Below are 19421 nucleotides of genomic sequence, written 5' to 3'. Positions count from 1 at the left end.
CTCATCCGGCAATGCGTTAGCGTTTTTCCGCCATTAGCTGTTCTGCCAGGGCCTTTAATTCAGGCGTGAATTTTTCATCCACCGGCGCGAACGGTTTACGGCACAGCGGGACAGAAATCACGTCCATATAGTGCAGCACCGCTTTCAGGCCACGGAATACGCCCGCCCTGATCAGCAAATCAATCACCTTGTTGCATTCAGATTGCAGACGCTGTGCGGTGGCGTTATCCCCCTCGCGGATCGCTTTGGCGATCGCCTGGTAGCGCCAGCCCATAATGTTATAAGTACTGCCAATGCCACCATCGGCGCCGGCCAGCAGACCGGAGGCAAAGATCTCGTCATAGCCGTTGTAAAGCACCAGCTCCGGGTGCGCCCGACGAATTTGTTCCATCTGGAACAGATCGCCTGACGTTTGCTTCAGTGCGCCCACCCCTGGCATTGTCACCAGCGTGCTGATCTGCTCCAGCGTGAGCTTCACCCCGCTCAGCGCAGGAATGTTGTACACCACCATCGGCAAACCATCAGCTGAATCAATAATTGCACGGTAGTGCTCGCAGTGTTCTTCGAAGCTAAACGGATAATAAAACGGTGTGACCGCCGACACGGCGTCAAAACCGTAGCCACTGGCTGCGCGTGCCAGCTGCTGGCTTTCTGCCGTGCTGACGCAGCCCACATGCGCGATTAACGTGATTTTTCCCTTTGCCTCTTCCGCCACGATCTCCAGAACCTGTTCCCGCTCGGACAGGCTTTGCACAAAGGCTTCCCCTGTCGATCCCCCCACGTAAAGGCCGTCAATGCCCTGATCGATATTGAACTGCACCAGACGGCGCAGGCTCTCTTTATCCAGCGCCTGCTGGCTGTTAAACGGGGTCAGAAGTGCGGCCATCACGCCACGTAAATGCTTTGCCATAGATACCTCAAGGGTTAAGTGATCTGTTTTATCGATATACCTTTATACCTGTTATACCAGATCAAATAAGCAGCACCCCATACAGATCGCTTATATTGCGATCCACTTCACTAAAGGATCTTATTTTTTCGCTGTCGATCCCTGGCCGATGGCGTGCCAGGTGGCAGAGACGCTGTTGAGATGAGACTGGAGAGCACGGTCCGCTTCATCGGGATCGCGGCGGCGTATCGCATCGACGATAGCAATGTGCTGCTGATAGCTCACGTTATTGTGCTGATACAGATCGGCATCGGGCACTTTTGGACGGGCAGCAATCAACCAGTCGAGCAGCGCAACGTGGATGGCCATAAAGATAGGATTGCCGGGGATTTCGGCCAGCACGCGGTGAAAATCCACATCGGAACGGATAAACAGCGCGTTGTCATCCAGAGACTGGCTGTTGATCGCCAGCGCCTCTGTCAGCTTCTCTGTCTGTTCGTCGGTGGCAAATTCTGCGGCATAACGAACCAGGCTGGACTCAAAGAAGAGACGTAGCTGCTCAAAATGCGCGATACCGCCGGGCTGCGTCAGGAAATCCTTCGCCATCCCCGAGAGTTCACTGATGATGGTATCTGCTGAAGGCATTGAGACGCGCGCGCGTTCGCCGTTGTTGATTTGCACCAGACCTTTGCGTTTTAACGCCGCCAGCGCCTCGCGGACGGACGGACGCCCCACGTTGAAAAACTCCATCAGCTCACGTTCTGACGGCAGCTGTTCATCCTGAGCAAACTCCTTGCGACGGATCATTTGCTCCAGCTCTTCTTCCACCATATCGGACAGCTTTTTACGCGCCAGTGGACGACGTCGCAGGGTGCGACCAATGGTTTCAGTGGAGTTTTCAGCTTTAAGATCAAGTGGTTTCATTGCAGTCCGGTGCCGAAAAGGGGGAACACTTCATCATATCACAGGATGTGAAAGGTGGCGAAAAGGGGCAAAAAGCAAAACAGGCCCAAGGGGCCTGTTTGTTATTTAACGACGCGTAACGCCGGACGACCACCACGCGGAGGCGGGGTATCGTCAGGGTCATTGTCGTCATCATGATCGGGTTTGTCACCATCGATGAGCGACATCACCGTTTCGCTTTCGCTCTCGGCTGGCGCAACGTCATCGTTGAGACTGGCAACGTCTTCGTCGTAAGCCGTCTCTGGCTCAAACATGGTACCCGCACCGTTTTCACGCGCATAAATCGCCAGTACAGCCGCCAGCGGCACGGAAACCTGACGCGGAACGCCGCCGAAACGCGCATTGAAGCGCACTTCGTCATTCGCCAGTTCAAGGTTGCCTACCGCACGCGGGGCGATATTCAGTACGATCTGTCCGTCACGCGCATATTCCATCGGAACCTGCACGTCCGGCAACGTCACATCCACAACCAGGTGCGGCGTGAGCTGGTTATCCAGCAACCATTCATAGAATGCGCGCAGCAGATACGGACGGCGTGGAGAAAGCTGTGACATTTCCACGATAATTAACCCCGGCCGAGACGCATTTCACGTTCTGGTTCAGTCAGAGAGGCCAGGAATGAATCACGTTCGAATACGCGCGTCATATACCCTTTCAACTCTTTAGAACCTGGACCGCTGAACTCTACGCCCAGGGCCTGCAGACGCCATAACAGCGGCGCAAGGTAGCAATCCACCAGGCTGAACTCATCGCTCAGGAAGAACGGCTTCTGACCAAATACAGGGGCAATAGCCAGCAGCTCTTCACGCAGTTGCTTACGTGCTGAATCTGCTTCTGAGGAGGTACCGTTGCTGATAACGTTCATCAGCGTGTACCAGTCTTTTTCGATACGCTGCATATACAGGCGGCTTTCGCCACGCGCAACCGGATAAACCGGCATCAGCGGCGGATGAGGGAATCGCTCATCCAGATATTCCATAATGATGCGGGATTCCCACAGGGTCAGCTCGCGATCCACCAGCGTTGGTACGCTCTGGTTCGGGTTGAGATCAATAAGATCCTGAGGTGGGTTATCCTTTTCCACATGCTCGATCTCAAAACTGACACCTTTCTCGGCCAGCACGATACGAACCTGATGGCTATAAATGTCAGTAGGACCAGAAAACAGCGTCATTACCGAACGTTTGTTGGCAGCGACAGCCATGAAAACCTCCAGGTATATTCAGAATAGTACTGCTACCAGCCACAAGGGCTAGCCAGATGATTTGTCACCCATCCAGGGAACAGCCGGTATTGTTCAACATTTGAACAAATATCGAGTATTCACCGACATTTGGGCAGAAAATTGGATGATAGTTTACCAGATTTTGTGGGGTTTGTGGTGAGGGGATTCTGGAAATGTGGAAAAAGTGAAGGAAAAGAGACCTCCGCTGTGGATAACCTGAGTTTGATGCATAAAAAAACCCGCCGAAGCGGGTTTTTCGCCAATCGCTCTGCGTAAGCAGAAGGAGATTAACGTTTGGAGAACTGTGGACGACGACGTGCTTTACGCAGACCCACTTTCTTACGTTCAACCTGACGAGCATCACGAGTGACGAAGCCAGCTTTACGCAGTTCAGAACGCAGGGATTCGTCGTACTCCATCAGAGCGCGGGTGATACCGTGACGGATCGCACCTGCCTGACCGGAGATACCACCACCTTTAACAGTGATGTACAGATCCAGTTTTTCTACCATATCAACCAGTTCCAGCGGCTGGCGAACTACCATGCGGGCAGTTTCACGACCGAAGTACTGTTCCAGAGAACGTTGGTTGATAACGATTTTACCACTGCCCGGTTTGATGAACACACGAGCGGCGGAGCTTTTGCGGCGACCAGTGCCGTAGTATTGATTTTCAGCCATTGCCTATAATCCCGATTAGATGTCAAGAACTTGCGGTTGCTGTGCCGCGTGGTTGTGCTCGTTGCCTGCGTAAACTTTCAGTTTACGGTACATAGCACGACCCAGCGGGCCTTTTGGCAGCATGCCTTTAACCGCGATTTCAATCACACGCTCAGGACGGCGGGCAATCATCTCTTCAAAGGTCGCTTCTTTGATACCACCGATGTGGCCGGTGTGGTGGTAATACATTTTGTCTTCACGCTTGTTGCCGGTTACAGCAACTTTTTCTGCGTTCAGAACGATGATGTAATCACCTGTATCAACGTGCGGGGTGTATTCCGCTTTGTGCTTGCCGCGCAGGCGCAGAGCCAGTTCGGAAGCAAGACGACCCAGAGTTTTACCGGTCGCGTCAACAACATACCAGTCGCGTTTTACGGTTTCTGGTTTAGCTGTAAAAGTTTTCATTAAAAGCTTACCCAAATAATAAGTTACACGTTGGTGAACACCCAAACGTTTAGTCAGTTGAGGCTCACACGACAAAGTCCGGCAAACCTACCCCTTCGAATAGCCTATGCCAGCACATAGAAAGTTTTGGGAAAAAAACCTTCTCGTAACGTGGGGTCGCAAGATTATAGAGAAGTCGGGGTCAAAGGTCGACCCCTAAATGTGATTTGAAACGGGTTTTTTGGGGGAAGTGACGTGAGGTGTGGCACCTTGACCTTCGCTTCCTCTCCCGGTGGGAAAAGCGGGCGCTTATGGCATGTGCTGGCGTTTGAGGTACTCTTCGCTTTGCATCTCTTGTAAACGCGACATGCAGCGCTGGAACTCAAATTTAAGTCGCTCGCCCTGATAGACCTCATATAAAGGGACAGCGGCACTGACCACCAGCTTGACGTGCCGCTCGTAGAACTCATCGACCAGCGCGATAAAGCGTCGGGCCTCGCTCTCCATCAGAGGCGTCATGACCGGCACATTAAACAGCATAACGGTGTGGAACAGACGCGAAAGCGCAATGTAGTCATGCTGGCTGCGGGCATCGACGCAGAGCGTGGCAAACGAGACCGCCAGCGTTTGATTCTCAACGCCCAGCGTGGGCAACGCGCGATGGTTAACTTCCAGCTCTGGCGCATTGTCACGCTTCGCCCCGGCGAGCGCCAGCCACAGCTTATCCATCTGAGCCTGCGTGTCGTCGTTTAAGGGCGAGAGCCAGAGGTGGGCCTGAGTCAGCGTGCGCAGGCGGTAATCCACCCCGGCATCAACGTTCATGATGTCGCAGTGTTGTTTAATCGCATCAATCGCCGGCAGAAAACGGGGGCGTTGCAGGCCATTATGATACAGATCGTCAGGCGGAATATTTGACGTGGCTACCAGGGTTATGCCCCGGGCAAACAGCGCTTTCATCAGGCCGCCAAGCAGCATGGCATCGGTGATGTCAGAGACAAAAAACTCGTCAAAACAGAGGACGTCCGTCTCCGCTTTAAAGCGATCGGCAACGATCTCCAGCGGATCGCTTTGGCCTTGCAGCGCCGTCAGCTCTTCATGCACCCGCAGCATAAAACGGTGAAAATGCAGACGCTGTTTACGCGTTCCCGGCAGGCTTTGATAGAACATATCCATCAGCCAGGTTTTACCCCGCCCCACGCCGCCCCACATATAGAGGCCACGAACCGCAGGCGCGGTGTGAGATTCTTTTTTTCCCAGCAGCCGACCCAGCGCGCCCTTAAGCCCACCGCTTTGCACGGGCTCAGAAGGTGTGTTCGTCAACGCCTGATAAATGGACTCAAGACGATTCACCGCATCACGCTGGACGTCGTCTGGCTGGTGAGACCCTTCTTTGAGGGCATGTTGGTATCGCGATACAGGTGAAAGGTTATGCATAATCTTGTTGTTTTTCCTTCGATTAAACCGCGCCCGTTTGCTCGATTGACGAAAAAAAGGCCGTTCTACAGTACGCGATGATACGTCAGGATTCCACTTCTGCAGGAATAGCGGTTATAGTGGCATAATCAGGCACAGGCAGGAGCCGCGCCGATACCCTACGGATCCACAAGACAACGGGAGAAGTTCATGACCTGGGAATATGCGCTAATTGGTTTAGTCGTCGGCATCGCTATCGGCGCCGTGGCCATGCGTTTCGGTAATCGCAAATTGCGTCAGCAACAGTCGTTACAATACGAACTGGAGAAAAACAAAGCTGAGCTGGAAGAGTATCGTGAAGAGCTGGTCAGTCACTTTGCCCGAAGCGCCGAGCTGCTGGATAATATGGCAACCGACTATCGTCAGCTGTATCAACACATGGCAAAAAGCTCAAGCAGCCTGCTGCCTGAAATGACGGCGGAAACCAACCCCTTCCGTAACCGTCTGGCAGAATCTGAAGCCGGCAACGATCAGGTACCGGTTCAAATGCCTCGTGACTACTCAGACGGCGCATCTGGCCTGCTGCGTGGTGGCGTAAAACGCGACTGATCGCACAACGACAATATATTTTACGGGCGCAGGCAATGCGCCCGTCCTTTCTGCCTGACCCCAGCTATTATTTAGTCAATTACCTCATTGTTCAGTGATTTAAATTTCAATAACATCAAACTGTTTTTGGGCCGTTTTCTTACTTCCAGGTTGCGAGAGCCAGCGTCAATGAAGAAAAAAAACCAGCTGTTAAGCGCGTTAGCGTTAAGTGTCGGGTTATCTCTTACGGCGTCCTACGCCACTGCTGCCGCATTACCTGCACAAGTGCCAGGTCAGGCAGCGCTGCCGAGCCTGGCGCCGATGCTGGAGAAAGTCTTGCCAGCGGTGGTCAGCGTACAGGTAGAAGGAACCGCCGTTCAGAGCCAGCGCGTGCCGGAAGAGTTGAAAAAATTCTTTGGCGAGGACGCTCCCGACCAGCAGGCCCAGCCTTTTGAAGGCTTAGGGTCGGGTGTCGTTATCGATGCCGCTAAAGGTTACGTCCTGACCAACAATCACGTCATCAGCCAGGCAGACAAAATCAGCGTGCAGATGAACGACGGGCGCGAGTTTGACGCCAAACTGATAGGCGGGGACGAGCAGAGCGACATTGCGTTACTGCAAATTCAGAATCCCAGCAATCTGACGCAAATTACCGTCGCGGATTCCGACAAGCTTCGCGTAGGCGATTTCGCCGTCGCCGTCGGTAACCCGTTCGGTTTAGGACAAACCGCCACCTCCGGGATCATCTCCGCGCTGGGTCGCAGCGGATTGAATCTTGAAGGGCTGGAAAACTTTATTCAGACCGATGCCTCCATTAACCGGGGTAACTCGGGGGGCGCGCTGCTGAACCTTAACGGCGAGCTGATTGGCATTAATACCGCGATCCTGGCGCCAGGCGGCGGCAGTATTGGCATTGGTTTCGCCATCCCAGGCAATATGGCCCGCACGCTGGCACAGCAGCTGATTGATTCTGGTGAAGTGAAACGCGGTCTGCTGGGCATCAAAGGCATGGAGATGAGCGCGGATATCGCGAAAGCCTTCAACCTCAATGTTCAGCGCGGCGCCTTTGTCAGCGAAGTGCTGCCCAACTCGGGTTCAGCAAAAGCGGGGATTAAATCCGGCGACGTGATCGTCAGCCTCAATGGCAAACCTCTGAGCAGCTTTGCCGAACTGCGTTCGCGCATTGCCACCACCGAACCGGGCACCAAAGTGAAGCTCGGCCTGCTGCGCGACGGCAAGCCGCTGGACGTGGAGGTCACGCTGGACAAGAGCACCTCGTCTTCTGCCAGCGCTGAGATGATCGCGCCGGCCTTGCAGGGCGCGGCGCTGAGCGACGGGCAGTTAAAAGACGGCACGAAAGGGATCGCGATTGATAACGTTGAAAAGAGCAGCCCGGCCGCACAGGCAGGATTGCATAAAGACGACGTCATCATTGGCGTGAACCGTAACCGCGTGCAGTCGATTGCCGACATGCGTAAGGTGCTGGAAAACAAACCGACGGTTATTGCACTGCAGATTGTGCGCGGCAATGACTCGCTCTATATCCTGTTACGTTAGCATTTTCATATCGGGACCTCACCGCCACGTGTGATGTCCCGATAAGTCATGCTATGCTGCAACCGTTCCTTCATTAACGACGCCCGCATCATGGTTTTAAAGCTACTTCGTTCGGTCGCCATCGGTTTAGTGGTCGGTGGTTTGTTACTGGCTACTATGCCCTCGCTACGTCAGTTCAATAAACTGGCGACACCGCAATTTGACAGCGCGGATGAAACGCCGGTGAGTTATAACCAGGCCGTTCGCCGTGCGGCGCCAGCCGTGGTTAACGTCTATAATCGCGGGCTCAACAGCTCGACCCATAACCAGCTTGAGATCCGCACCCTGGGATCCGGTGTGATCATGGACGAGCGCGGCTATATCATCACCAACAAGCACGTCATCAACGACGCCGATCAGATCATTGTTGCTCTGCAGGACGGCCGCGTGTTTGAAGCGTTACTGGTGGGTTCCGACAGCCTGACCGACCTCGCGGTACTGAAAATCAACGCAACGGGCGGCCTGCCGGTTATCCCCATCAACCGTAAACGTACGCCGCATATTGGCGACGTGGTGATGGCCATCGGCAACCCCTATAACCTGGGCCAGACCATTACCCAGGGGATCATTAGCGCCACGGGGCGTATTGGCCTGAATCCATCGGGCCGACAAAACTTTCTGCAAACGGATGCCTCCATCAACCACGGTAACTCGGGGGGGGCGCTGGTGAACTCGCTGGGCGAGCTCATGGGGATCAACACGCTCTCCTTCGACAAAAGCAATGATGGTGAGACACCAGAAGGGATTGGTTTTGCGATCCCCTTCCAGCTGGCGACCAAAATCATGGACAAGCTGATACGTGATGGACGCGTGATCCGTGGTTACATCGGTATTGGTGGCCGCGAGATCGCCCCGTTGCACACCCAGGGTGGCGGCATCGATCAGATTCAGGGCATCGTGGTGAACGAAGTCACGCCTGGCGGGCCGGCGGCAAACGCAGGGCTTCAGGTGAACGATGTGATCGTGTCGGTCAATGGCATTCCAGCGGTATCCGCACTGGAGACCATGGATCAGGTGGCCGAGATTCGTCCAGGCTCTATCATTCCGGTAGAAGTGATGCGTGACGATAAGAAACTCACGCTTCAGGTGACGATCCAGGAATATCCCGCCACAAATTAAGGCACAAAAAAACCGGAGCAATCGGCTCCGGTTTGATTTTCCCTGACGCGCTTACTTGTTAACGAACTCTTCGCCCAAGGTGATATCTTTCTTCAGCGTATCCAGCATACCTTCCATCGCATTTTGTTCAAACGCGCTCAGCGTGCCGATAGACTGACGTTCTTCAATACCGTTTTTACCCAGCAGCAGCGGCTGAGAGAAGAAACGTGCATGCTCACCGTCGCCTTCAACATACGCACATTCCACTACGCCTTTCTCGCCCTGCAGCGCACGCACCAGAGACAGACCAAAACGTGCAGCAGCCTGGCCCATGGACAGGGTTGCCGATCCGCCACCCGCCTTCGCTTCCACCACTTCGGTGCCCGCGTTCTGGATGCGTTTGGTCAGGTCAGCGACTTCCTGCTCGGAGAAGCTAACGCCTGGGATCTGAGACAGCAGAGGCAGAATGGTCACGCCTGAGTGGCCTCCGATAACCGGAACCTCGATCTCAGCAGGTGACTTGCCTTTCAGTTCAGCAACAAAGGTATTGGAGCGGATAATATCCAGCGTGGTCACGCCAAACAGCTTGTTCTTATCGTAAACACCGGCTTTTTTCAGCACTTCTGCCGCAATGGCCACCGTGGTATTCACCGGGTTGGTGATGATACCCACGCACGCTTTCGGGCAGGTTTCAGCAATCTGTTGAACCAGATTTTTGACGATGCCAGCGTTGACGTTAAACAGGTCAGAACGATCCATACCCGGCTTACGTGCGACGCCCGCAGAGATGAGCACCACGTCAGCACCTTGCAGCGCTGGACGTGCATCTTCGCCAGAGAAGCCTTTAATTTTCACCGCGGTTGGGATGTGGCTCAGGTCAACCGCCACACCTGGGGTTACCGGAGCAATATCGTACAGGGAGAGTTCTGAGCCTGAAGGCAGTTGGGTTTTCAGTAGTAGGGCAAGCGCCTGGCCAATACCACCAGCAGCGCCGAGGACTGCAACTTTCATCCTAAACTCCTTATTATGGTTAACTTAAGTTACTGCGACTCCGTTGCGGCGACATTAATTCAGCAAGTAAATAATTACAATTTTCAAAGCTAAAGAATTTGAGGTCACGCGCTTTTCACCGTTGCCAGAATGGTTTAGGCATTTTTTGGTAACGTCGTCGCCAATCAAGACGGTGGTTACAATACACCCTGCCTCGCCACCAAAACAACATCATTTTGATAACATTTAATTTACTTTTAAGGTTATTTGCATGACGTGAGCTAAGCATGTTTTCCGATAACGAAATTTGATAAAATACCGCCCTTTCATAACATTATTTCAGCCTGATATTGGGCAGATAATTTGCATAAAAATTCATTGACATGCATAATAATGGTGTTTCTTTCGTCATATTCCGGGTGACTTATGCGTAGTACGTCCAAACAAGAAGAATTAATCAAGGCGTTTAAAGCGCTACTGAAAGAAGAGAAATTCGGTTCTCAGGGAGAGATCGTGCAAGCCTTACAGGAACAAGGCTTCGACAACATTAATCAGTCCAAAGTCTCCCGAATGTTGACCAAATTTGGTGCGGTGCGCACGCGCAATGCCAAAATGGAAATGGTGTATTGTCTGCCCGCCGAGCTTGGCGTGCCAACCACCTCCAGCCCGTTAAAAAATCTGGTGCTGGATATCGACTATAACGATGCGGTTGTAGTGATCCATACCAGTCCCGGTGCCGCCCAGTTGATTGCCCGCCTGCTCGACTCGTTAGGCAAAGCGGAAGGGATCCTCGGCACCATCGCAGGTGACGACACGATCTTCACCACGCCTGCCAGCAACTTCTCGGTAAAAGAACTCCACGAGGCCATCCTGGTGTTGTTCGAGCAAGAGCTTTAATTCCTTCTCCCCGTTGACGCGCGCAGCGGGGAACCTTCTGCCTTCCTGCGCTTTTCCCCCATATTGTGTTGCCCGAAACTTTAGCAAATAGTGCTTTCCCCTGCCTTTTTTCATTCATCCAGTGAATACCAAATCAATAAATCGCACAAAAAATCAAAGATTGTTATCCAGATGATTTTCTTATGTTTTCAGCCGTTAACTGTACAAATAACAGTCATTTTTATGCATTTTGGTTATAAAGGATTCATTTTTTAACGCGTAATTACGCAGGAAACCATTAGTCTGGTATTAATATTTTGCGTGATTAGTGTATACTTGATTTTGTGATGAGGGTCACGAAACAAACGACCCCAATAAAATTCGACGAGGTAAAGAATCATGAAAATCAAAACAACTATCGCGGCTCTGAGCGTTCTGTCTGTCCTGTCTTTTGGTGCATTCGCAGCCGACTCTATCAATGCTGACCAGGCGCAAAGCCGTCAGGCTATCGGTACTGTTTCCGTTGGCGCAACCGCCACTTCTCCGATGGACATGCGTGAGATGCTGAACAAGAAAGCCGAAGAACAAGGCGCTTCTTCCTATCGCATTATCGAAGCACGTTCAGGCGACAACTGGCACGCAACAGCTGAACTGTATAAATAAGCTCAGCTGATAGCAGTAAAAATACAATCTCTCGACGGCACCAGGCATAAAAATAGCAGTTCTAACCCTTCTGGCCGTCGGGCAACACTGATTCGGAGTAATGACAATGAAAACTAAACTTATTATCGCAACCCTTGGCCTCGCTTCCGTACTGTCATTTGGCGCAAGCGCAGCTGTCCAACAGGTGAGCAACGAACAAGCACAGAATATGCAGGCGATGGGTAGTGTATCCGTCTCTTCAGTAGGCAGTTCCCCAATGGATATCCGTCAGGCGCTCTCCGCAAAAGCGGAAAAAGCAGGCGCCAGCAGCTACCGCGTCACCGAGATGAGCCAGGGCGACCACTGGCACGCTACGGCTGAACTGTATAAATAAACCCTCGTCGTATGCCATCATACGACTTGCCCCTGACACGATGTCAGGGGCTTTTTTTTGCCCGTAATTCACTGACGAGCGTTAAAGCGTAACTGCCCTTCCAGCTCTTCTTCCGCTTCATCAAATAATAAAATCAGGGCACCAAATCGTCTGCGTAGTTTATCCGGCAGATGAATAAACTCGATCTCCAGCGGTAACGGCAGAACGTCACCCGTGACGACATCCCACAGGGAGTCCAGATTGGTCACGCGATCGCGTTCCAGCGCAAAAAGACGAGTGAACTCACGATAAAAGTCTTCCTGACTGTCGATTTCGTCAAAATCAAATGTATAAATGTTCATTACCAGCCACCCTGTCCTGCCGGGCGGCGTGTGCCGCCCTGACAATTATAATCCCCCGATATGCAGGGTTTTGACTTCAAGAAACTCCTCCAGACCCAGTACTGACCCCTCACGGCCAAGCCCGGACTCTTTGACTCCCCCGAAGGGCCCTAACTCGGTTGAAACGGCACATTCGTTGATGCCTATCATGCCGCTTTCAATGGCCTGCGAGACCCGAAAAACGCGCTGTAAATTTTGCGTGTAAAAGTAAGCCGCCAGCCCAAATGGCGTGTTGTTGGCCCGCTGGATCACCTCGTCTTCCGACGTAAAGCGGAAGCAGGCCGCTACCGGGCCAAAGGTCTCTTCTTCTGCCAGCTTCATACCTTCATGGCAGTCGCCGAGAACGGTTGGCATCCAGAAATTCCCGCCCAGAGAGTGCGCTTTACCGCCAGCCAGTACCTTCGCCCCTTTCGCCACCGCATCCTCAACGTGTTCACGCACTTTATCAACGGCGCTGGGTTCAATCAGGGGGCCAACAACCACGCCCTCTTCGAGGCCGTTCCCCACTTTTAAGGCATTCACCGCCTCTGCCAGCTGGTCGACAAAGGTGTCGTAGATAGACTCATGAAGATAAAAGCGGTTAACGCTGACGCAGACCTGCCCCGCATTGCGAAACTTATTGGCGATGGCCCCCTTCACGGCGGCGTCAATATCGGCATCGTCAAAGACGATATATGGGGCATTCCCGCCCAGTTCCATGGAGACCTTTTTCATGGTTTCAGCCGCGTTACGCATCAGCGTTTTCCCTACCGCCGTTGAGCCGGTGAAGGAGATTTTCCGCACCGCGTGGCTGGCCATGATTGCATCGCTGATTTCATGTGTATTACCCGCCACCGCATTCAGTACACCATCCGGAACCCCTGCTTTTTTCGCCAGCGTCAGTAAGGCAAATGCGCTAAGCGGCGTATTGTTTGCAGGTTTGATGACCCCGGTACAGCCTGCGGCCAGCGCCGGACCGAGCTTACGGGTAAGCATCGCCATCGGGAAGTTCCAGGGCGTTATGGCTGCGACAACGCCGATGGGTTCGCGGGTCGCCAGGATACGTGAGCCCGGCTTCACGGGCGGGATGATTTCACCGTTGGCTCGCTTGGCCTGCTCAGCAAACCACTGAATAAAACTGGCGGCATATTCCACCTCACCTTCCGCCTCTTTCAGCGGCTTGCCCTGCTCCGTCGTCATCAACTGACCGAGCCAGCTTTTGTTCTCAACGATCAGTTCATACCAGCGAGAGAGGATCGTCGCGCGCTCTTTCGCGGTTTTCGCCCGCCATGCGGGGAAAGCCTTGCTCGCCGCGGCAATTGCGTCTTCTGTCTCTTTTTTGCCGGCTTTCGCTACTTTCGCCACGACCTCGCCGGTGGCGGGATTCAGCACGTCAAAGGTGGTGTCCAGCGTCTTCCAGACGCCGTCGACCAGATACCCTGTTTGAAAAAGCGCGTTGTCCTTGAGTGTCTGGGTGGTCATGTGTCCTCCTGATCGGGTTTATAAACCTGCAGAATTAAGTATAGCCACAAAAAAACCGACGCTTTTGGCGTCGGTTTTCAGGATTGCTTAGCTTTCGGTGAGCGCGTTTTGATAGCGATGAAGCATCTCTGTCAGTCGCCTGACTGGCTCAGTCACCTGCGGCGGTGCTTCCCAGATCCGCAGCTTCTCCTGGTATATGTTCAGCTCTTCAAGCAGCTGATTGAAGTAGCGTCGGCGTTTATCATCGCTGGAGGCAGAAATAATCCGGTCGGCCGTGCTTCGTAGCTGGCGGTGGAAACCCGAGAGATCGTCATTAATCGGAATCGGCGCATTACGTAACCGCTGATGAGCGATAATCATCGTCAGCGCCAGGCGGAATTTGGCGATGTCGCCCGGGAATTTTGTCAGCAGTAAAAACAGCTGTTGGTACAGCGCCGGCAGATGGTTTTCTTTGCGACGGGCGGTATTGGTGGTCATAGCCGACACCGCCGCCGAAACAAACTGGTTCAGCAATACGCGGCCGGTACGGGCCTGAGAGTTATCGCGAACCAGTAGTATGACCATTAGCGCCAGGAAACAGCCCACTATTTGCCCAAGCGCGCTGTCCAGGAACTGGCTGAAGTGAAACGTCATGGGGTTATCAAGCACGATGATGTTGATCGTACTCGCCAGCGCCCCCAGCGATCCCAGCCGGCGCTTCTGCACCTCAATACCAATAAAGAAGGCCAGCACCGCCAGGCTGATGCAGAGCAGGAGCATGCTTTGCTGCGTGGAAGGGATAATCACCAGGAAATAGATCGCCCCCAGCGGCAGTGCGGCAATGGTGCCATACACAAAATCAATCGCCACCATGCGGGGGTTAGGCAGACGCATAGCCAGTGAGGTGACGACGGCAATCATGACCATGGCGCCGCTGCCGGAGGTCCAGCCGGTCCACAACCAGAAAAGTGTCCCCAGCACGCAGGCAAGCGTGGTACGCCAGAAGTTAACCATGGCGTGATGGCGTTCTGCTGATTCGGCTTTCACCACCACCTCGCTCTGGAGCACCTCTTCTTCCGTTGCGCTGATTTTCGTATTGCTGATGACCCCGCGTTTAAGCAGCAGATAGCGAGTGGCCGCCCCGACCCAGGTATAGATGGTCACGGGCGTATCACGCTCGCCGGTCCAGGCAATGACCCGGCGCATGCGCTTGAGCTGCCTGTGCACATCCTGAACCGTTTCAACCGGCTCTTCGAACAGTTCGCGGAAGGTGTCGGTGACCGAATCTGGCCGGGTATTTTGAATCAGATAGGTTTCGCAAGCCTGGGTAATCAACGTCAGCGAGACGGTATTAAGGGCTTTAAGACGACGATTCGCGCGCGACCAGCGGGAGGATTCCATGTTGAGGTTGCTTCGCATTCCCTCCAGCGCCGTAGAGCGACGAACCAGCGCCCCCCAGGCCTGATCCACCTCTTCGCTATCGCCATGTTTGATGCACAGCTGCATTAACTGGTACTGGGCGACAATAAGCGCATCCAGCTCCCGATCGACTTCCTGCTTGATGGAGCGAGGAGAAAACAGCAAATCCGCAACGATGGCGCAGACGATGCCAATCACGATTTCGCTACAGCGCTCCACGGCAAACTGGGGAGCCAGTAAAGGCTCTGCCTGGATGGTTATCACGATAATCAGCGCGGTGTAACCGGACAATCCCCAGGCATAGGAGTTTTCAACCTTCACCAGCGATGAGAGCCAGGTACAAAACCCTGCCCAGACACAGCAGACTATCAGCATAAGCAGTGGTGCGCGGATAAGCGTAATGATGATGGTGAGCGCAGCGATACAGCCGATAAAGGTCCCCACGATACGCAGCATGCCACGGTAGCGAATGGCGCCAGAATAGGGTTCACCGCCCGCCGCAAACGCCGGTCCGGCAGCGACAATCGCCGCGGTCAACACCGCCCAGCGCGGGGTTTCCAGTTGAAAATGGAAGCCGACAAACAGCGCCAGAACAATCGCGCACGCCAGCTTAAGGGCGAACCGGATGTGCTGCGTGGCGATGGAGAAGATACCCATAACGATTAGCCCAGCTCACGCAGGCGGTGGGCAATTTTACGGAACAGCGAGTCATTGTGGGTATCCCGGTCTTTTTCACCGGTAATGACAACCGTGGCGGTAGTGCCCGCAGGCCATAAATTGCCCTGATCGTCATCCAGACGAATACGCACCGGGACGCGCTGCGCCAGTCGCACCCATTCAAGGTTGGAGTCGACGGTCGCCATCCCTTTAGCATCACGCGTCGCGCTGGCGTTGGTCACACCCGCTGCAATGCTATCTACGGTGCCTTTGAGGACGCGATTGCTGCCCAGCGGGGTGATTTCGGCGCGGAACCCTGGACGTACGCCCTCAAGCTTGGTTTCTTCCATATACGCCAGCACATAGAAGGAGTGCTGTTTGACCAGCGCGACCGCAGTGGAGCCGCGGGTGATAAATTCACCGGTATAGACATTCAGGTTGGTAACCCATCCATCAGCGGGGGCACGAATCACGGTGCGGGCCAGATCGAGGCTGGCTAAATCACGGGTGGCTTCGGCTTTTGCCAGCTGATGCAGCACGGTTTGCAGGACGTTATTTGACTGATCGATCTCTTCACGCGACATGGCCTGAATACCGAGCTTGTTACGACGGCCCGCCTCACGACGTTTTTCGGTTGCCAGCGCCTGGTAGTAGGCCACATCGGCCTGCGCCTCTTCTAAGGCTTTTTGGTAGCGGGGTTGATCGATAGTGAACAGCACCTGATCTTTTTTCACCAGCTGGTTATCGTGCACGTTCACTGCCGTAATAAGCCCGGCCACATCCGGCGCAATCGCGACAACGTCCGCACTAAAACGCGCGTCACGCGTCCACGGGGACTCGGTGTAAAAGACCCATGCGCGGGATATGGCGATAAATGCCAGTATTACCAGGACCACGGTGATGGCGGTGCGGGAGATTTTTCTTGTTAGCGTTTTCACATCAACCTCAGACAAACATGCGCGAAATTAGGTAAAACAGGCAGCAGTACAGTGCGGTATTGAACAATGCCGGGTGCCAGACAAAATCGTAGATCCCGGTCGGAACCAGCACCTTGCGCACCAGCCAAAAAATCGCCAGTGATAACAATAGCTCAAAGAATATCGGTGGGAACGACAGACCGAACACCACGATAACGGGAAACAGACTCATGTTGACCTTGATTAGAGAGAGTGCAGGCGACAGTATTGTTAAGCCTTCGCCACCGCAGAAAGGCAAGATAAGCCGGGCGGGAGTAGCGTGGCTGTTATGTAATGAATAATATATTACCGTAACTGTTATGCTGTTATCTATAATATGTGATCTAAATCACTTTTAAGCCAGAGTGAACAATGGAACGTTTAAAACGGATGTCTGTGTTCGCCAAAGTCGTTGAGTTTGGCTCTTTTACCGCCGCTGCACGTCAGCTTCAGATGAGCGTTTCGTCCATCAGCCAGACGGTGTCGAAACTGGAGGATGAACTCCAGGTGAAGCTGCTTAACCGCAGCACGCGCAGCATCGGCCTGACGGAAGCGGGTAAAATTTATTACCAGGGCTGCCGTCGCATGCTCCATGAAGTGCAGGATGTACACGAGCAGCTTTATGCCTTCAATAACACCCCCATCGGTACGCTACGAATTGGGTGTTCTTCAACTATGGCACAAAATGTTCTGGCCGGGATGACGGCTGAAATGCTTAAGGAGTATCCCGGGCTCACGGTGAATCTGGTCACGGGCATTCCCGCGCCGGATCTGATTGCCGACGGCCTGGATGTGGTGATTCGCGTGGGCGCGCTTCAGGACTCCAGCCTCTTCTCCCGCCGTCTGGGCAGCATGCCGATGGTGGTTTGCGCCTCGAAAAACTATCTCGTCCAGTATGGCGTTCCGGAAAAGCCCGCCGATCTCAGCAATCACTCCTGGCTGGAATACAGCGTTCGCCCGGACAATGAATTTGAATTAATTGCCCCCGAGGGGCTGTCAACGAAACTCCTGCCGCAGGGGCGATTTGTCACGAACGATCCGATGACCATTTCACGCTGGCTGGTGGCGGGCGTCGGGATCGCCTATGTACCTCTGATGTGGGTGATCAATGAGATCAACACGGGCGAGCTGGAGATCTTGTTTCCACGCTATCAATCCGATCCACGTCCGGTTTATGCACTCTATACCGAAAAGGACAAACTGCCCCTCAAAGTGCAGGTCTGCATTAACTATCTGACGGACTATTTTGTGGAAGTGGCGGCGTTATATCAGGGGATGCGGGGAAGAGGTAAAGAGTAAGATGATGCCCTCATCACGAGGGCATCAGAAGGCAATAATCAGGCGGTTCCGCCCACGGTAAGGTTATCGACCTTCAGGGTGGGCTGACCCACACCCACTGGCAGGCTCTGACCTTCTTTACCGCAGACGCCCACGCCTTTATCCAGCTTGAGATCGTTACCGACCATGGAAATTTGCTGCATGGCTTCAATGCCGGAGCCAATCAACGTCGCGCCTTTCACCGCTTTGGTCACTTTACCTTTCTCAATCAGATAAGCTTCTGAGGTTGAGAAGACAAATTTACCCGACGTGATGTCGACCTGACCGCCACCGAAGTTCGGGGCAAAAATCCCGTAATCCACGGATTCAATGATTTCCTGCGGCGTTGACTTGCCGGCCAGCATATAGGTGTTGGTCATACGCGGCATCGGCAGATGCGCATAGGATTCACGACGGCCATTACCGGTTGGCGCCACGCCCATCAGGCGGGCGTTCAGTTTGTCCTGCATGTACCCTTTCAGCACACCGTTTTCGATCAGGACATTGTACTGACCCGGGGTGCCTTCATCATCGATGGAGAGCGAACCACGACGATTGGTCATGGTACCGTCATCCACCACCGTACAGAGTTCCGAGGCCACCAGCTCACCCATCTGACCGCTAAACACAGAGGTCCCGCGACGGTTGAAATCGCCCTCAAGGCCATGGCCCACGGCTTCATGCAGCAGAACGCCCGGCCAGCCCGCGCCCAGCACGACGGGCAGCGTCCCCGCAGGCGCAGCCACGGCGGTCAAATTGACCATCGCCATACGAACGGCTTCTTTGGCCCAGGCATCGGCGCGTACTTCACCCTCTTCATCCTGCAGGAACCAGTCATAGCCGAAACGTCCGCCACCGCCGCTTGAGCCGCGCTCGCGTTTGCCATCATCTTCTACCTGCACGCTCACGGAAAGACGAACCAGAGGACGGACATCCGCCGCCAGTGTGCCATCGGTAGCAGCAACCAGAATCAATTCATAGACACCGGTCAGGCTGGCAGAGACTTCCTGCACACGCTTATCGGCGGCACGCGCCACTTTGTCGACGCGGCGCAGAATATCCAGCTTCTCTTCCCGGGTCATGCTTTGCAGCGGATCGATGCTGGTATAGAGCGAGGTGTGTTGCACCTCGCCGAAGGTTTTGACACGACCATCGCCGGTTTCACGCACGATGGTGCGCGCTGCCTGAGCGCTCTGCTGCAGGGCGGTCAGGCTAATCTGATCGGCATAGGCAAAGCCGGTTTTCTCACCGCTGACCGCACGAACCCCAACGCCCTGGTCGATGTTATAGGAGCCATCTTTAATGATGCTGTCTTCTAAAACCCAGGATTCGTGATAGCTCGACTGAAAATAGAGGTCGCCGTAGTCGAGACGGCGCTCGGTCAGTTGACCGAGAATGGAAAACAGGTCCTGATGGCTCAGGCCGTTCGCTGCGAGCAAATGTTCACTTACCAGGTTCAGACTCATCGTTTTGCT

At 53.9% G+C, this 19421-nt stretch carries 21 protein-coding genes; 7 read left to right on the top strand and 14 right to left on the bottom strand.

What is annotated here, in order from left to right; genetic code table 11:
- Positions 1–16 precede the first annotated feature (16 nt).
- The 7 genes from nanA to zapE form a co-directional block, all read right to left on the bottom strand.
- Positions 17–910 (bottom strand): N-acetylneuraminate lyase, encoded by an 894-nt coding sequence (nanA, locus tag LZP96_RS11995; protein ID WP_064327621.1) that lies wholly within the window; start codon positions 908–910, stop codon positions 17–19.
- 120 nt (positions 911–1030) lie between these two features.
- Positions 1031–1813: a transcriptional regulator NanR gene (gene nanR / locus LZP96_RS11990; RefSeq protein WP_064327622.1), complete on the bottom strand. Its 783-nt coding sequence runs from the start codon at positions 1811–1813 to the stop codon at positions 1031–1033.
- Positions 1814–1914: 101 nt separating this feature from the next.
- A complete protein-coding gene (gene sspB / locus LZP96_RS11985; RefSeq protein WP_064327623.1) occupies positions 1915–2412 on the bottom strand; it encodes a ClpXP protease specificity-enhancing factor in 498 nt (165 codons plus the stop codon).
- A gap of 5 nt (positions 2413–2417) precedes the next feature.
- The gene (gene sspA / locus LZP96_RS11980) at positions 2418–3056 is read right to left on the bottom strand and encodes a stringent starvation protein SspA (RefSeq protein ID WP_064327624.1); all 639 of its coding nucleotides are present in this window, start codon (positions 3054–3056) and stop codon (positions 2418–2420) included.
- Between the two features lie 308 nt (positions 3057–3364).
- Positions 3365–3757 (bottom strand): 30S ribosomal protein S9, encoded by a 393-nt coding sequence (gene rpsI, locus LZP96_RS11975; RefSeq protein ID WP_003860436.1) that lies wholly within the window; start codon positions 3755–3757, stop codon positions 3365–3367.
- A gap of 15 nt (positions 3758–3772) precedes the next feature.
- Complete coding sequence (gene rplM, locus LZP96_RS11970) at positions 3773–4201, bottom strand: 50S ribosomal protein L13 (protein WP_004106200.1); 429 nt, start codon at positions 4199–4201, stop codon at positions 3773–3775.
- Between the two features lie 288 nt (positions 4202–4489).
- Complete coding sequence (zapE, locus tag LZP96_RS11965) at positions 4490–5614, bottom strand: cell division protein ZapE (protein WP_064327626.1); 1125 nt, start codon at positions 5612–5614, stop codon at positions 4490–4492.
- A 189-nt stretch (positions 5615–5803) separates the two neighbouring features.
- Here zapE and zapG point away from each other — a divergent pair, with 189 nt between their 5' ends.
- The 3 genes from zapG (at position 5804) to degS (ending at position 8896) form a co-directional block, all read left to right on the top strand.
- A complete protein-coding gene (gene zapG / locus LZP96_RS11960) occupies positions 5804–6202 on the top strand; it encodes a Z-ring associated protein ZapG (RefSeq protein WP_064327627.1) in 399 nt (132 codons plus the stop codon).
- Between the two features lie 168 nt (positions 6203–6370).
- Positions 6371–7738, top strand: a complete 1368-nt coding sequence (degQ, locus tag LZP96_RS11955) for a serine endoprotease DegQ (RefSeq protein WP_064327628.1) — start codon at positions 6371–6373, stop codon at positions 7736–7738.
- Between the two features lie 90 nt (positions 7739–7828).
- A complete protein-coding gene (degS, locus tag LZP96_RS11950) occupies positions 7829–8896 on the top strand; it encodes an outer membrane-stress sensor serine endopeptidase DegS (protein WP_064328194.1) in 1068 nt (355 codons plus the stop codon).
- A 51-nt stretch (positions 8897–8947) separates the two neighbouring features.
- Here the strand turns inward: degS and mdh are convergent, their stop codons facing one another.
- Positions 8948–9886 (bottom strand): malate dehydrogenase, encoded by a 939-nt coding sequence (gene mdh, locus LZP96_RS11945; RefSeq protein WP_064327629.1) that lies wholly within the window; start codon positions 9884–9886, stop codon positions 8948–8950.
- Positions 9887–10291: 405 nt separating this feature from the next.
- Between mdh and argR the strand changes: the two genes are divergently transcribed.
- The 3 genes from argR (at position 10292) to yhcN (LZP96_RS11930) (ending at position 11777) form a co-directional block, all read left to right on the top strand.
- Complete coding sequence (argR, locus tag LZP96_RS11940) at positions 10292–10762, top strand: transcriptional regulator ArgR (RefSeq protein WP_064327630.1); 471 nt, start codon at positions 10292–10294, stop codon at positions 10760–10762.
- Positions 10763–11140: 378 nt separating this feature from the next.
- Positions 11141–11404, top strand: coding sequence for a peroxide/acid stress response protein YhcN (gene yhcN, locus LZP96_RS11935; RefSeq protein ID WP_064327631.1), 264 nt, complete (start codon positions 11141–11143; stop codon positions 11402–11404).
- A gap of 106 nt (positions 11405–11510) precedes the next feature.
- Positions 11511–11777, top strand: coding sequence for a peroxide/acid stress response protein YhcN (gene yhcN, locus LZP96_RS11930; protein ID WP_064328195.1), 267 nt, complete (start codon positions 11511–11513; stop codon positions 11775–11777).
- 68 nt (positions 11778–11845) lie between these two features.
- On the opposite strand, the gene LZP96_RS11925 is transcribed toward yhcN (LZP96_RS11930), so the two are convergent.
- The 5 genes from LZP96_RS11925 to aaeX all read right to left on the bottom strand — a co-directional run bounded on the left by LZP96_RS11925 (position 11846) and on the right by aaeX (position 16822).
- The gene (locus LZP96_RS11925) at positions 11846–12118 is read right to left on the bottom strand and encodes a barstar family protein (RefSeq protein ID WP_064327632.1); all 273 of its coding nucleotides are present in this window, start codon (positions 12116–12118) and stop codon (positions 11846–11848) included.
- A 45-nt stretch (positions 12119–12163) separates the two neighbouring features.
- Entirely contained in the window at positions 12164–13618 is a 1455-nt protein-coding gene (locus LZP96_RS11920) for an NAD-dependent succinate-semialdehyde dehydrogenase (protein ID WP_064327633.1), read from the bottom strand.
- A gap of 87 nt (positions 13619–13705) precedes the next feature.
- Positions 13706–15673: a p-hydroxybenzoic acid efflux pump subunit AaeB gene (gene aaeB / locus LZP96_RS11915; protein WP_064327634.1), complete on the bottom strand. Its 1968-nt coding sequence runs from the start codon at positions 15671–15673 to the stop codon at positions 13706–13708.
- A 5-nt stretch (positions 15674–15678) separates the two neighbouring features.
- Positions 15679–16611, bottom strand: coding sequence for a p-hydroxybenzoic acid efflux pump subunit AaeA (gene aaeA / locus LZP96_RS11910; protein WP_064327635.1), 933 nt, complete (start codon positions 16609–16611; stop codon positions 15679–15681).
- A gap of 7 nt (positions 16612–16618) precedes the next feature.
- Positions 16619–16822 (bottom strand): p-hydroxybenzoic acid efflux pump operon protein AaeX, encoded by a 204-nt coding sequence (gene aaeX / locus LZP96_RS11905; protein WP_003860416.1) that lies wholly within the window; start codon positions 16820–16822, stop codon positions 16619–16621.
- A gap of 179 nt (positions 16823–17001) precedes the next feature.
- Between aaeX and aaeR the strand changes: the two genes are divergently transcribed.
- A complete protein-coding gene (aaeR, locus tag LZP96_RS11900; protein WP_064327636.1) occupies positions 17002–17928 on the top strand; it encodes an HTH-type transcriptional activator AaeR in 927 nt (308 codons plus the stop codon).
- A 38-nt stretch (positions 17929–17966) separates the two neighbouring features.
- Here aaeR and tldD read toward each other — a convergent pair whose 3' ends face one another.
- Positions 17967–19412, bottom strand: a complete 1446-nt coding sequence (tldD, locus tag LZP96_RS11895; RefSeq protein ID WP_064327637.1) for a metalloprotease TldD — start codon at positions 19410–19412, stop codon at positions 17967–17969.
- Between the last annotated feature and the right edge of the window lie 9 nt (positions 19413–19421).

This window comes from Huaxiibacter chinensis (assembly GCF_022171985.1).
Taxonomy (GTDB): domain Bacteria; phylum Pseudomonadota; class Gammaproteobacteria; order Enterobacterales; family Enterobacteriaceae; genus Enterobacter; species Enterobacter chinensis_A.
This window is presented reverse-complemented; position numbering and strand designations above follow the sequence as displayed.

Bases quoted from the DNA above. Each gene is read 5' to 3' on its own strand.
- sspA (WP_064327624.1), bottom strand. From the start codon at position 3,056: ATGGCTGTCGCTGCCAACAAACGTTCGGTAATGACGCTGTTTTCTGGT.
- aaeR (WP_064327636.1), top strand. From the start codon at position 17,002: ATGGAACGTTTAAAACGGATGTCTGTGTTCGCCAAAGTCGTTGAGTTT.
- tldD (WP_064327637.1), bottom strand. From the start codon at position 19,412: ATGAGTCTGAACCTGGTAAGTGAACATTTGCTCGCAGCGAACGGCCTG.
- argR (WP_064327630.1), top strand. From the start codon at position 10,292: ATGCGTAGTACGTCCAAACAAGAAGAATTAATCAAGGCGTTTAAAGCG.
- rplM (WP_004106200.1), bottom strand. From the start codon at position 4,201: ATGAAAACTTTTACAGCTAAACCAGAAACCGTAAAACGCGACTGGTAT.
- rpsI (WP_003860436.1), bottom strand. From the start codon at position 3,757: ATGGCTGAAAATCAATACTACGGCACTGGTCGCCGCAAAAGCTCCGCC.
- nanA (WP_064327621.1), bottom strand. From the start codon at position 910: ATGGCAAAGCATTTACGTGGCGTGATGGCCGCACTTCTGACCCCGTTT.
- mdh (WP_064327629.1), bottom strand. From the start codon at position 9,886: ATGAAAGTTGCAGTCCTCGGCGCTGCTGGTGGTATTGGCCAGGCGCTT.
- nanR (WP_064327622.1), bottom strand. From the start codon at position 1,813: ATGAAACCACTTGATCTTAAAGCTGAAAACTCCACTGAAACCATTGGT.
- degQ (WP_064327628.1), top strand. From the start codon at position 6,371: ATGAAGAAAAAAAACCAGCTGTTAAGCGCGTTAGCGTTAAGTGTCGGG.
- aaeB (WP_064327634.1), bottom strand. From the start codon at position 15,673: ATGGGTATCTTCTCCATCGCCACGCAGCACATCCGGTTCGCCCTTAAG.
- yhcN (WP_064328195.1), top strand. From the start codon at position 11,511: ATGAAAACTAAACTTATTATCGCAACCCTTGGCCTCGCTTCCGTACTG.
- zapE (WP_064327626.1), bottom strand. From the start codon at position 5,614: ATGCATAACCTTTCACCTGTATCGCGATACCAACATGCCCTCAAAGAA.
- LZP96_RS11920 (WP_064327633.1), bottom strand. From the start codon at position 13,618: ATGACCACCCAGACACTCAAGGACAACGCGCTTTTTCAAACAGGGTAT.
- yhcN (WP_064327631.1), top strand. From the start codon at position 11,141: ATGAAAATCAAAACAACTATCGCGGCTCTGAGCGTTCTGTCTGTCCTG.
- aaeX (WP_003860416.1), bottom strand. From the start codon at position 16,822: ATGAGTCTGTTTCCCGTTATCGTGGTGTTCGGTCTGTCGTTCCCACCG.
- zapG (WP_064327627.1), top strand. From the start codon at position 5,804: ATGACCTGGGAATATGCGCTAATTGGTTTAGTCGTCGGCATCGCTATC.
- degS (WP_064328194.1), top strand. From the start codon at position 7,829: ATGGTTTTAAAGCTACTTCGTTCGGTCGCCATCGGTTTAGTGGTCGGT.
- LZP96_RS11925 (WP_064327632.1), bottom strand. From the start codon at position 12,118: ATGAACATTTATACATTTGATTTTGACGAAATCGACAGTCAGGAAGAC.